The organism is Terrisporobacter glycolicus ATCC 14880 = DSM 1288 (assembly GCF_036812735.1).
GTDB classification, from domain to species: Bacteria; Bacillota; Clostridia; order Peptostreptococcales; family Peptostreptococcaceae; genus Terrisporobacter; species Terrisporobacter glycolicus.
This window is the reverse complement of sequence record NZ_CP117523.1, coordinates 882,118-894,732: the sequence shown is the minus strand read 5'-3', so window position 1 is coordinate 894,732 and position 12,615 is coordinate 882,118. Positions and strand designations below refer to the sequence as shown.

The 12,615-nt window shown below is 30.4% G+C and carries 11 protein-coding genes; 1 reads left to right on the top strand and 10 read right to left on the bottom strand.

The genetic code is table 11. The features are described from left to right. Positions 1 to 41: 41 nt before the first annotated feature. The 5 genes from TEGL_RS04510 to TEGL_RS04490 form a co-directional block, all read right to left on the bottom strand. Positions 42 to 1,982, bottom strand: a complete 1,941-nt coding sequence (locus tag TEGL_RS04510) for a [FeFe] hydrogenase, group A (protein ID WP_018592904.1) — start codon at positions 1,980 to 1,982, stop codon at positions 42 to 44. A gap of 279 nt (positions 1,983 to 2,261) precedes the next feature. Further along, positions 2,262 to 3,113 (bottom strand): class II fructose-1,6-bisphosphate aldolase, encoded by an 852-nt coding sequence (fba, locus tag TEGL_RS04505; protein WP_018592903.1) that lies wholly within the window; start codon positions 3,111 to 3,113, stop codon positions 2,262 to 2,264. Between the two features lie 13 nt (positions 3,114 to 3,126). Further along, positions 3,127 to 4,989: a fructose-specific PTS transporter subunit EIIC gene (locus TEGL_RS04500; protein ID WP_018592902.1), complete on the bottom strand. Its 1,863-nt coding sequence runs from the start codon at positions 4,987 to 4,989 to the stop codon at positions 3,127 to 3,129. Positions 4,990 to 4,992: 3 nt separating this feature from the next. Beyond that, positions 4,993 to 5,922 (bottom strand): 1-phosphofructokinase family hexose kinase, encoded by a 930-nt coding sequence (locus TEGL_RS04495; protein WP_018592901.1) that lies wholly within the window; start codon positions 5,920 to 5,922, stop codon positions 4,993 to 4,995. Between the two features lie 94 nt (positions 5,923 to 6,016). Next, positions 6,017 to 6,769 carry a MurR/RpiR family transcriptional regulator gene (locus TEGL_RS04490; RefSeq protein ID WP_018592900.1) on the bottom strand — a complete coding sequence of 251 codons (753 nt, stop codon included), beginning with the start codon at positions 6,767 to 6,769 and terminating at the stop codon, positions 6,017 to 6,019. A gap of 132 nt (positions 6,770 to 6,901) precedes the next feature. Here TEGL_RS04490 and TEGL_RS04485 point away from each other — a divergent pair, with 132 nt between their 5' ends. Beyond that, the gene (locus TEGL_RS04485; RefSeq protein ID WP_018592899.1) at positions 6,902 to 7,663 is read left to right on the top strand and encodes a hypothetical protein; all 762 of its coding nucleotides are present in this window, start codon (positions 6,902 to 6,904) and stop codon (positions 7,661 to 7,663) included. 157 nt (positions 7,664 to 7,820) lie between these two features. Here TEGL_RS04485 and TEGL_RS04480 read toward each other — a convergent pair whose 3' ends face one another. The 5 genes from TEGL_RS04480 to TEGL_RS04460 all read right to left on the bottom strand — a co-directional run bounded on the left by TEGL_RS04480 (position 7,821) and on the right by TEGL_RS04460 (position 12,246). Next, complete coding sequence (locus TEGL_RS04480) at positions 7,821 to 8,876, bottom strand: ABC transporter substrate-binding protein (RefSeq protein ID WP_018592898.1); 1,056 nt, start codon at positions 8,874 to 8,876, stop codon at positions 7,821 to 7,823. Between the two features lie 18 nt (positions 8,877 to 8,894). After that, positions 8,895 to 9,575 carry an ABC transporter permease gene (locus TEGL_RS04475; protein ID WP_018592897.1) on the bottom strand — a complete coding sequence of 227 codons (681 nt, stop codon included), beginning with the start codon at positions 9,573 to 9,575 and terminating at the stop codon, positions 8,895 to 8,897. A gap of 98 nt (positions 9,576 to 9,673) precedes the next feature. After that, on the bottom strand, positions 9,674 to 10,522 hold the full coding sequence (locus TEGL_RS04470; protein WP_018592896.1) for an ABC transporter permease: 849 nt from the start codon (positions 10,520 to 10,522) through the stop codon (positions 9,674 to 9,676). After that, positions 10,512 to 11,576, bottom strand: coding sequence for a spermidine/putrescine ABC transporter ATP-binding protein (potA, locus tag TEGL_RS04465; RefSeq protein ID WP_018592895.1), 1,065 nt, complete (start codon positions 11,574 to 11,576; stop codon positions 10,512 to 10,514). The genes TEGL_RS04470 and potA overlap by 11 nt, the downstream gene beginning before the upstream one ends. Positions 11,577 to 11,706: 130 nt before the next feature. Continuing rightward, positions 11,707 to 12,246: a helix-turn-helix domain-containing protein gene (locus TEGL_RS04460; protein WP_018592894.1), complete on the bottom strand. Its 540-nt coding sequence runs from the start codon at positions 12,244 to 12,246 to the stop codon at positions 11,707 to 11,709. Positions 12,247 to 12,615 lie beyond the last annotated feature (369 nt).

The window sequence follows — 12,615 nt, the reverse complement described above, 5'->3', positions numbered from 1 at the left end:
AGATAGGATATCCAATACCCTATCTTATGTTTGCCATAATTTTATTTTTTTCTTCTTACAAAGTATCTAGTATGAAGTAATTCATGTGCTTTATGACTTAATGGATAATCTAAATACTTGTCATAAATAGCTTGTACAGCTGGATTTTCCTTAGAAACTCTCATATCCTTACTTCTGTCTATACTATTTAGTCCTTCTCCACGTTTTTGTAAAATTTCGTCTCTGTTTTTTCTAACTTTAGGTTGGCCTCCACCACCAACACATCCACCAGGACAAGCCATGATTTCTATAGCGTGGAAAAATTCTTCTCCACTTCTTATTTTATCAAGCATTTTACCTGCTTCTTCTAATCCGTGAGCTACACCTATTCTAAGTTTAATATCTCCAACTTCCACATCACAAGATCTAAATCCATCAAATCCTCTAAGTGAGTGAAATTCTACATTATCAATTTGTTCACCTGTCATATTTTCAAGAGCAGTCCTAAGAGCTGATTCTATAACCCCACCAGTTCTACCAAATATTACACCTGCTCCTGTGTATTCACCAAGTATTTGGTCTATTTCTTCATCTTCAAGCTCCTTTAAATCTATTCCTGAATCTTGGAATATTTTTATTAATTCTCTTGTAGTTATTACATAGTCAACATCGTAGTTTAAACCACGAGAAAATTCTGGTCTAGATGCTTCGTATTTTTTGGCAATACAAGGCATTATAGCAACAGATGTTACTTCATTTCTTTTTAGGCCTTTTTCTTTTGCCCAAATATCTTTAGCTACTGTTGCGAACATTTGCATCGGAGATTTTGCCGTTGATGGTACATCTAGCATGTCACCGTAGTTTTGTTCTATAAATTTTACCCATGCTGGACAGCATGATGTTAGCATTGGTAATTTTACACTTTCGTCTCCTGCAAAATGTCTTTCTAATCTATCTTGAAGTTCTGCAGCTTCTTCCATAATTGTTAAATCTGCTGCCCAGTTTGTATCAAATACATAGTCTACACCTAATTTTCTAAGGCCTGCTGCAAGTTTTTTCTCCACATTGTCTCCTGGTTCAAAACCAAAAGCTTCACCTATGGTAACTCTTATAGCAGGTGCCATTTGTGTAATTACAAGTTTATTAGGAGTAGATAAGTCTCTTATAAATTTTAAAGTATTGTCCCCAGCTGTAATAGCATCCACTGGGCATGTTGATACACATCTACCACAATGAGTACATCTATTATAGTCTATTTTATGTTGTTGCTTACGCTCACCTGCTATACAGTCTACTGGACATACTCTTTTACAAGCTCCACATCCTATACACTTATCAGTAATAGTAAGTTTTATTAAGTTATTACACTGCAGAGTGTAGCATTTGTCTTCTTCTATATGTTCACTAATTTCATCATAGAAATTTTGTAAAATTTCTTCCATAATATTGTGTTCTTGATTTAAATCTTCTTTTATTTGTTCTGCAATAGTTCTAAGTAAGTAAACATCACGCATATTTGATTTTCCCTTACTTATTCTGTCTAAAATTTTACAAACTCTTTCAATTTGATCTTTTACTTTAGCATAATCCTCTAATGATTTTCCATTTTGCATTGACCCTATTACAGAATCCATATAGAATTTGGAATATTGAACTATACAATCTTCTTCTGATAATACATTGATTGCCCTAATATAGTTATCAAATAATGCAAAATCTAATTCTTTGTCTAAATCTTTTTTACATAAAAATCTTCCATATGGTGGAACCCCAACATGTGCTCCTTTGAAAGTCCTTTTATTTAATATGCCCCCAGCCAATTCAATAATATCTGCAAGTGTGGCACCTTCTGGAACATCAACAATTCCACTGTTATTTACTCTTCCACATATAGCTACTTTTCTTGCGCTGTTTTGGGTCATGTTTTTTAATTCATCTTCACTAAATACAGAAAAAACAGATCCTCTATTACTATGTAACATAGTTGGCTTAGTATTTGTCATATAATCCACTCCTTTTTACACTTATGCTTAAATTATGCTACTTTCCCACATTATATACTCTAAATATATTTTTTACAATTGCCTCCAAAATAGTTGGAAAATTGTGTATTTATAAACTTATTAAATACATTTAAATAAAACACTTTATATAGATAACTGTATAAATTTTCTATACCTAAATAAAAAGCTTTACTCTAATAATGTTAAAATAAAAAAGACTGGTGTAAATAAGAAGTAATATTCTTATTTGCATCAGCCTTTATATGAATTTAGGTATTATTAATTAGCTTGTCCTGCACTTTTTACAACAACCATTTTCGACTTAACATATTCTTTTACTTCTTCTCTACCTTGAGAGTTGTATTTTTTAGGATCTATTGTATCAGGATTTTCATCTAATACTTTTTTTACTCCCTTAGTAAAAGCTATTCTTAAATCTGTTGCATAGTTTACTTTGCAAATCCCTCTATTTACACATTCTGTGACTATCTCATCAGGCACTCCAGATGTTCCATGAAGTACTAGAGGAATATCTACTACTTCTCTTATTTGTGATAATCTATTTAAATCTAACTTAGGTTCTCCCTTATATACACCATGAGCTGTTCCTATTGAAATTGCTAGAGAATCTGCTCCAGTCCTTTCAATAAACTCTTTTGCTTGTGAGGGGTCCGTATATCCCCCATCTCCACCGTCCAAGTCGTCTTCTTTTCCACCAACTTTTCCAAGTTCAGCTTCTACTGGAACTTTTCCAAATTTACAAACATCTACTACTGATTTTGTTAATGCTATATTTTCTTCAAAGCTACCATGTGAGCCATCTATCATTATTGATGTATATCCATTTCTATATGCTTTCATTGCCAATTCAAAACTATTTCCATGGTCTAAATGTATTGCCACTGGAACATTTGCTTTCTGAGCTGCTACTTTTACATTTGCATAAAAGTAATCAAAGTCAGCATATTTTACTGTTGATGGAGTTGTTTGCATTATAACTGGAGATTTTGTCTCTTCAGCTGCACTTACAACTGCCATTACCATTTCCATATTTTCTACATTAAATGCTCCTACTGCATATCCATTTTTTTGAGCATCTAATAACATTTTTTTTGTAGTAACTAAAGCCATTTTTTTCTCTCCTTTATGCCAATAAACCAACTATTTCTTTTGCGTCTTTACTTGCTAATATTTGATCTACATATTCTTTTTCCATTAAGTTTTGCGCTAATGAAGATAAAGTTCTTAAATGTAAGTCATTATCTCCTTTTCCTGCTGCTATCATAAATATTAAGTGTACTGGTTTTCCGTCTGCTGAATCAAATTCAAAACCTTTTTTAGATATACCTACTGCAACTCTTGGTTTTACTACTGATTTAGTTTTAGCATGAGGTATTGCCACACCATTTCCAAATCCAGTTGATCCACTTTCTTCTCTTTTCTTTATTTCACCTAAGAATTCTTCTTTATTTGTTAAAACACCATCTTTATATAATAAGTCAGTCATTTCTCTTAAAACTTCTTCTTTTGTATTACCTTTTAATTCTAAAGCCACTGTATTTTCATTATATAAAGATGTTACAACTCTATCTATTCCTTGATTAGTTACAGCTTCTTTTATTTTATGATCTTCCTTAACTTCTACTTTTGGTGTAACTAATACATAAAGTAAAGCACCTACTGCAGAACCTACTAATATACAAGCTACCCACATCATTGGTTTGTTTACTAATCCTAGTATTAAGAATCCTCCATGAGGAGCTGGAACTTCTATTTTCATCATATAAGTTAATATTGCTGATACTGATGAACCTATCATTAATACCGGTATAACTTTTAATGGATTTTTAGCAGCAAATGGTATCGCACCTTCTGTTATATGAGTAAATCCAAGCACGTAGTTTAATAAACCAGCTGTACGATCATCATTTGTAAATCTGTCTTTTTTGAATGTTGCTGCAAGAGCTATTATTAATGGAGGAGTTATACAAGCAGCAGATACTCCCGCCATAAACAAGTAGTTTCCTTGAGCTAATAACATAGTACCTGTAACATAAGCCGCTTTGTTTACTGGACCACCCATGTCAAATGCTGACATACATCCTATTACTAATCCTAAAGCTATTGGGCTTGATTCTTGCATTCCTGCCAAGAATTTCATCATACTTTCATTAAGAGATGCACAAGGTCCACCTAAAGCTATCATCAATAATCCTGAAGCAAATACTGTTATTATTGGAACTATAAATATTGATTTTAAACCTTCTAGTTGTCTTGGAAGTTTTCTTAAACTATTAACTATTAATAATGTGAAATAACCTGCAAAGAAACCACCGATTATACCTCCAATAAATCCAGAACCATTATCATTTGCCATCATACCTGCAACAAAACCTGCAAGCATCCCTGGTCTTCCTGATATTGACTGAGCTATGAAAGCTGTAAGAACTGGAACCATAAGACCCATTGAGAATCCACCAATAGATTTTATTGTTGCAGCTACTGTATTATATTGTTCATTAGTTGGTTCTGCTGAGTATATTCCCCATAAGAATGATATTGCTATTAGTACACCACCAGCTACAACTAGTGGAAGCATGTGAGATACACCATTCATTAAATGTTTATAAATTTGATGTCCAATAGAAACCTTTTCCTCAGCTTCATTGCTTCTTCTCACATTCCCTTTTCTTATAGGAGCTTTATTTTCTAAACATTTTTGTATTAATTCTTCTGCTTTGTTTATTCCTTCACTTACAGATACTTCTATTACTGGCTTTCCATTAAATCTGTCCATATCAACATTTTTATCACAAGCCACTATTATTGCATCTGCTTCTTGTATTTCTCTTGCTGTTAAAGCATTTTCAACACCTATTGCTCCATTTGTTTCTACTTTTATTTCACAGCCTAACTCCAGTGCTGCTAACTTTAAGGCTTTTTCAGCCATAAAAGTATGTGCAATTCCTGTTGGGCAACCTGTAACTGCTAATATCTTTTTACTCATAGATTATTCCACCCTCCTGATTTTAATTTCATTCATGTATTCTTCAACCTTTTTTAAATCACCAATAGCATTACTCTCTGCCACGTTGGCACCTGTTGCTGATGCTCTTTTTAACGCTTGTTTAATATTTTCTTCATTATCAATATCATCAAGCCAAATACTTAAAAACCCTGCCAATGCTGAATCTCCTGCACAAGCTGAACTTAAAAGTTTTACCTCGTGAGCACTTGCATAGTATATATTTTTTCCATTATAAAAATAAGACCCTTTTTCACCTAGAGTTAAGAAAATATTCTGTGCTCCTTGTTCATTTAAATATTTCAGAACGTCTTTTATATCTTCTTCATCTCTAACAATAATTCCAAAAATATCTGCTATTTCTTCATCATTTGGTTTAATTAAAAATGGTTTATATTTTAATAGACATTTTAGTTTTGGTGAACTAATGTCTAAAATTACCTTTATATTCTTCTTTTCACAAATCCTTAGTATTTCTTCATAATATGAAGGGTCTATTCCTGGCGGAAGACTTCCACTTATGGATAAATACTCAAGATCCTCAAAACTTTTCATCATCTGCAACATCTCTTCTTGCTTTTGCTTTTCAACAAAAGAACCTGAGTTAACAAATTTAAACTCTCCTTCACCATCATTAAGAAAAATATTTATTCTTGTTGTATCTTCTACTTCTACTGGAAATATCTCTATATTTTTCTTTCTAGTTTCTTCAATTATATATTTCCCTGAGAATCCACCAAAGAATCCAAGTACCTTCGAATCTACTCCAAAATGTTTAAGTACAAAACTTACATTTAATCCCTTTCCATTTGCAGAGTACACAGCATCATGGGTTCTATTTACGATTTTTCTTTCTATTGAATTAGTACATATATTCATGTCTATGGCAGGATTTGTAGTTAAAGTATAAATCATTCATCTTTCCTCCCTTTATCTTATAAATTCATTATAAAAAAAAAGAGAATGAAAATCTTTTCATAATATGAAAATCTTTTTCATCCTCTTTTCATTATTTTTCTAATTCTATATTTGCAGCCATGTAATCAATTATAATTCTAGACATCATAAACAATGAAACTCTAGAAGATACTTCAAACTTTTTAATAGAAACGTGATTATGCTTAAATCCTATTAAGTTGTAATGTGAGTGCTCTAAAAGTGGAGAGTTTTCACTACAACAACATGTTATCACTTTTGCTCCACATAAGTTTGTATTTTTGGCAGACTCTATAAGTTCACTAGTTTCTCCATTTAATGAAAATATAAAAACTACTTCGTCAGAGCTTAGACTTTTTGTTTTTATTTGCATAATATTAGGATCATCTATAAAAATAGCATTACATCCTAATAGTTGAAGTTTCAAAGTAAACTCTTGTCCCACATACTCAGTAAGGCCTCTTGCCAATACATAAATTCTCTTAGCATTTGCTAAGCAATTTATAATATTTAGTACATTTGTAACAGATATTCTATCTACAACTTGTCTAGCTTCCACAAAAGATTTGTTGATAATTTCTCCCATATTGTGAATTTCATCATCATTATTTTTAGATGTAATTCTATATCTAAGTTCATTAAATCCATTTACTCCACATTTTCTAATTGCTCTAGAAACAGTTGCAGGTGATGAATAAGTATCAAAAGCAATATCTACAATGGATAACTCTGACATTCTTTCTTCATTATCGTTTATAAATTTTATAATTTCACTCTCTGTCTTTGTAAGACTTTGCATTATTTCCTTATTTAATTCTATTAGCATAGTACTTACCTCCTCACCATAAGCATTTTTTATTATAACGTACTGTTAAAAACTTCTTTTTTTAGTTTAATACTTATAAATTATATTATAATTAATATATTAGTAAAGTAAAGCAAAAGGGGGTAGATAAAGTTGAGTAGATTAAATAAAAATAAACTTCAACAAAAAAAGAAAAAAAGAGTATTTATAATTTCTTCATCTGTAATAATAGCTGTATTAATTTTAAGTATAATTATCTTTCCTAAGATAAGTAATTGTGTCAGCATTTCTAAAACAAATTGGACGGTTTTGTCTAATAGTAATGATATTGACGATATGGAATATGTAATATCTGAACAACCTAAAAAAGCTCCAGAAAAAATTGATTTAGATGGTTATTTATTTTTAGGTGACTCTTATACAGTATTACTTAAAGATACTATTAAAAAACATAATGAAAATGCTATTATAAAAGCTGTTGAAGGTGTTCAACCTGATTATTGGATAGACAACTTTAACGATTTGCCTAATGATGAGGATGTTAAAGGTGTAGTTTTGCTAATTGGAGTTAATGGAGCTACTTATTCCAATAATGTTTCAAATAAAGAAAAACTTATTTCATCCTTAGTAGAAAAGTATAAAAATAAAACTATCTATGTTCAAGAAGTTTTTCCTGTGGGGAAAAAATTTTCAAATGCAAACCCAAAATCCTTTAACAAAGCTATAAAAAATCACAATAAAGAGACTGAAAAGTATTGCGACAATTATGATAATGTTTATTATATAAATGCAACTAACAATTTAATAACTAAAGATGGGTATTTGAAATTTACACGTGATGGTCTTCATATAGCTGGAAATAAGCAAGAAACCTTTTATGAAAATATTGTATCAGCTATTAATAAATCAAACTAAAATTCACTTCGTATATATCCATTGCTTAAAATATGATTTTCATATATCGCCAACGATATATCCTCGTTTCACTTCGTATATATCCGTTGCTTAAAATAAAAATAGCTAACACTTATAAGACTTTATATCTTGTAAGTGTTAGCTATTTAAGCACAAATTATTGCGATTTTATTTCTGTCCAAGCATCTTCGTATTTTTTTTGTACATCTGGTGGTAAATTTAAGAATACTTCTGACTTATCTAATATTTTTTCATCCGGATAAGCAGCTGGATCATTTTTAGTTTCGTCATCCAACAGATCATAAGCTCCTTGGTTTGGTGTTGAATACTCTATATACTCTACATTTTTAAGAGCATTTTCTGGATCTAATATAAAGTTTATAAATTTTTCTGCATAATCCTTATTTTCTGCTATTTTAGGAACACACATAGCATCAACCCATCTATTAGTACCTTCCTTAGGAACGGAATAAGCTAAGTCAGGATTTTCATCCATTAAAACTAAAGCATCTCCATTATATACTATACCCATAGCAGCGTCTCCAACTATAAGTCTATCTTTTCCATCATCATTTACATAAGCTTGCACAAGAGGTAGCTGTTTTATTAACTCCTTCTTAGCTGCTTCTATTTCTGATGTTTTGTGCGTATTAATTGAGTGTCCTAGTCTTATTAAAGATATTCCCATTGTATCTCTAACTGAGTCTAACATTTGAATTTCACCTTTATATTTAGGATTCCAAAGTACATCCCAACTTTGCACGTCTTTTTCATCTACCATAGTTTTGTTATATAATATTCCAAAAGTACCCCATAAATAAGGAACCGAGAATTTGTTTCCTGGGTCATAGTCAGGATTTCTAAAGTCCTTCATTATATATTTATAATTAGGTATTTTTGAATAATCTATTGTTGATACTAAATCTTCGTCAATTAATTTCTCCACCATATAATCTGATGGGAATATTAAATCATATTTAGTACTTCCACTTTTAAGTTTTTGATACATAGCTTCATTAGTGTCATAAGTTTCATATACAACAGTAATTCCCGTTTCTTCTTGAAACTTTGCTATTAAATCTGGATCAATATAATCACCCACATTATATATGTTTAAAACTTCAGCAGATTTTTTAGATTGACCACAACCTACTAATAAAGTGGACGACATGACTACTGTTAATGCTATTGAAATTATTTTTTTAAGTTTCATTTTATGTCCTCCCTTTAATTATGATCTTTGTGCTGCCTTTTTGTTTGCTGTTATATTTGATAAAAGTAATAATATTAAAACAGCAACAAACATTAATGTTGATAAGGCATTTATTTCAGGAGTTAATCCTCTTCTTGTCATTGAGTAAACTTCTATTGCCAAGTTTGTTACACCATTTCCTGTTGTAAAGAAACTTATTACAAAGTCGTCTATAGACATAGTAAATGCTATAAGCATACCTGATATTATACCTGGCTTTATTTGAGGAAGAATAACTTTTCTAAGAGCATACCAGGGAGTAGCTCCCAAGTCCATTGCTGCATCTTCTATGTTAGCTGGTAATTGTTTTAATTTTGGAAGTACTGATAAAATTACATAAGGTATATCGAATACTATATGTGCCAATAACATTGTAGTAAAACCAAATTCTAATCTTACAAAGACAAATAGTGACATTAATGCCACCCCTGTTACTATATCAGGGTTTAATACGGGTAAATAGTTTATATTTAGAAGTAATCCTCTTACTTTTCCTTTTCTCATTTTATGAATTCCTATAGCAGTAATTGTTCCTACTATAGTTGCTATTACTGATGCTACTAAGGCAATAAAAATTGTGTAATAAAGTGCATCTAATATTCTTTCATTTTGTAATAACTCTTGATACCATCTAAGTGAAAATCCATTCCATTTTGCCATGGATTTTGAATCATTAAATGAAAACACTGCCAGTGATATTATTGGTGCATATAAGAATATATACACAAGAGTTAAATATATATTTGATGTGAATTTCTTTATAATAGTAATCCACCGCCTTCCTTATCTGATTCGTCACTAAATTTATTAAGTATTGCCATTGAAATTAAAATGACTATCATCATGAAGATTGATATTGCTGAACCAAAGTGCCAGTCACCAACTGACATAAATTGTTGTTCTATTAAGTTACCAATTAACATGAATTGTCCACCACCTAGTAATTTTGAAATTACGAAGGTAGATACTGCTGGCATAAATACCATTGTTATTCCTGATGCAACTCCAGGCATACTAAGTGGTAATATTACTTTTGTAAACACTTGTCTGCTATTTGCTCCTAAGTCTTTAGCTGCATTTATTAAATCTTGATCCATCTTTGATAAGATTGTATATATTGGCAGTATCATAAACGGTAAGAAGTTGTAAACCATACCTAGCATTACCGCTGTATCTGTATAAAGTATATTAACAGGACTAAATCCTAACCCTGTAATTATTGTGTTTAATATTCCGTTTCTTCCTAGAATTGCTGACCATGCATAAGTTCTAAGTAAGAAGTTCATCCACATAGGAATTATAGCAAGCATAAGCAATGTATTTTGTCTGCTTGCTTTTGTTTTAGATATTATATAAGCAGTTGGATATCCTATTAATAAACATAGTATTGTTGATAATACTGCTAGTTTAATTGATCTAAAGAATATCCTAAAATACATAGGTTGCATTAATTCTTCAAAATATTTTAAAGTGAAAGTGTACCCTTCATTAGTACTTTTTGTAAATGCAAAGAATACAATTAAGAATAAAGGAATTACAATGAATAATCCACTCCAGATTATATATGGAGAAGATATTTTTAAGCCTAATTTGTTTTTATTCTTCATTTGACTCATCATCCCCTGTTTTTCTCATGATATGTATGTCTTCTGGATAAATATCTAAGCCTAACTCATTTCCAACTTCTGCTGATTTAGTATTATGAAGTAACCAAGTTAATCCACTAGATTTAACTGTCATTTCATAATGAACTCCTTTAAATACGCAAGAAGTAACTTCTCCTTTTAACATACCATCTTCTGGTTTAACCATTTTTATATCTTCTGGTCTAATTACTACCTGAATTTCTTCATTTTTTTTAAATCCTTTATCCACACAATCAAAGATTTTTCCACAAAACTCTACTAAAAAGTCTTCATGCATTACACCATCTATTATATTACTTTCACCTATAAATCTAGCAACAAAAGCATTCTCAGGCTCATTGTATATATCTTGTGGTGTTCCCATTTGTTGTATTTTACCTTTATTCATAACAACAATAGTATCTGACATTGATAATGCTTCCTCTTGGTCATGAGTAACAAATATAAATGTTATTCCTAATTGCTGTTGTATATTTTTAAGTTCTCTTTGCATTTCTTGTCTTAGTTTTAAGTCTAATGCTCCTAAAGGCTCGTCTAGTAAAAGTACTTTTGGCTCGTTTACTAAAGCTCTAGCTATAGCAACCCTTTGTTGTTGCCCACCACTTAATGAATCAATACTTCTACCTTCAAATCCTGGTAGTGCCACAAGTTTAAGCATTTTCTTAACTTTTTCATTTATAGCCTTTTGATCCATTTTTTTTATTTTTAATCCAAAAGCTATATTTTCATATACATTCATATGAGGAAATAAAGCATATTTTTGAAAAACTGTATTTACTGGTCTTTCATATGGAGGTATTTCATTTACATCTTTGCCTTGAAATAAAACACTTCCATCATCAGCAAATTCAAAACCAGCTATTATTTTTAAAGTAGTTGTTTTCCCACATCCACTTGGTCCTAGTAAAGTTAAAAATTCATTTTTTCTTATATCTAAATTAAGGTCTTTTAGCACCTCATTTTCTTCATATGTTTTTGAAATATTCTTTAATTCAATTATGTTCTCTTGTTTCAAATATAAACACCTCTTTTATTCTAAAAATTCGCTTCACTTATAGCGTCAATGAGATGTCTTCGCTATCCGCTTCAGACAACTACATTACTTAAAATTCGCTTCACTTATAGCGTCAACGATATATCTTTGCTTAAAACATTGGTGGCGTACTTACCCAAACAACTTTTGCTTCTTTTTTACCTGAGTTTGATATATAGTGATTAGCTCTAGGTTTAAAGTAAAAACTTTCGCCCTTTCTTACTTTATTTTTCTTATCTCCTAAATGAAGGAAAATTGATCCTGCTAGAACATATCCAAATTCTTCTCCTTCATGCGGCTTATCTTCTTTATATTGTCCACCTGGTTGTAAAGTTATTATTATAGGTTCCATATCATTTTTTTGTGAATTTGGAACTAACCATTTCAATGTATATTTTAAATCCTCGTCTTCTGTTTCAAACATATCATCCTTTGTAAAGGTGATTTTTTCATCACTTATTTCATTGAAAAACTCTCTTAAATTTGTTCCCAAGATATCTAATATATCTATTAAGGTTGCAATAGAGGGTGAAGTTAAATTGTTCTCAAGCTGAGATATAAATCCCTTCGATAGTTCGCATCTGTTTGCCAATTCTTCCTGGGTCAGTTGCTTTTCTATTCTCATACGTTTAATTTTTCCACCTATATCCATAGCAACACCTCCCTTTTATCATATAAAATTTATTTTTATTATTTTATGTCGACTTTTGTTTTTATTATTAGTAAATTTTTAGTTTAGTATATTAAACTCAATTTTTACTTTTCATGTTATTATATGTAAACATTAAGTTTATAATTTCTAAACAACAATAGCTATTATATAAAATTCCGAGCTATTTTTCAATAGTTTTTTTATTTTTTTATTTTCTATAGAAAACTTTAAAAGCCTGTAGGTAACTTGTTTATATTATTTCAATCTTTATAATTGTTCATATTAATTATTTAAAAGTTTAGTATCTCTAATTGTTTTCTTATTAAATATGATTTTTATTATTGAAATATACTAATATTAATAATAAAT

Bases quoted from the DNA above. Each gene is read 5' to 3' on its own strand.
- TEGL_RS04510 (WP_018592904.1), bottom strand. From the start codon at position 1,982: ATGACAAATACTAAGCCAACTATGTTACATAGTAATAGAGGATCTGTT.
- fba (WP_018592903.1), bottom strand. From the start codon at position 3,113: ATGGCTTTAGTTACTACAAAAAAAATGTTATTAGATGCTCAAAAAAAT.
- TEGL_RS04500 (WP_018592902.1), bottom strand. From the start codon at position 4,989: ATGAGTAAAAAGATATTAGCAGTTACAGGTTGCCCAACAGGAATTGCA.
- TEGL_RS04495 (WP_018592901.1), bottom strand. From the start codon at position 5,922: ATGATTTATACTTTAACTACAAATCCTGCCATAGACATGAATATATGT.
- TEGL_RS04490 (WP_018592900.1), bottom strand. From the start codon at position 6,769: ATGCTAATAGAATTAAATAAGGAAATAATGCAAAGTCTTACAAAGACA.
- TEGL_RS04480 (WP_018592898.1), bottom strand. From the start codon at position 8,876: ATGAAACTTAAAAAAATAATTTCAATAGCATTAACAGTAGTCATGTCG.
- TEGL_RS04475 (WP_018592897.1), bottom strand. From the start codon at position 9,575: ATGGCAAAATGGAATGGATTTTCACTTAGATGGTATCAAGAGTTATTA.
- TEGL_RS04470 (WP_018592896.1), bottom strand. From the start codon at position 10,522: ATGAAGAATAAAAACAAATTAGGCTTAAAAATATCTTCTCCATATATA.
- TEGL_RS04460 (WP_018592894.1), bottom strand. From the start codon at position 12,246: ATGGATATAGGTGGAAAAATTAAACGTATGAGAATAGAAAAGCAACTG.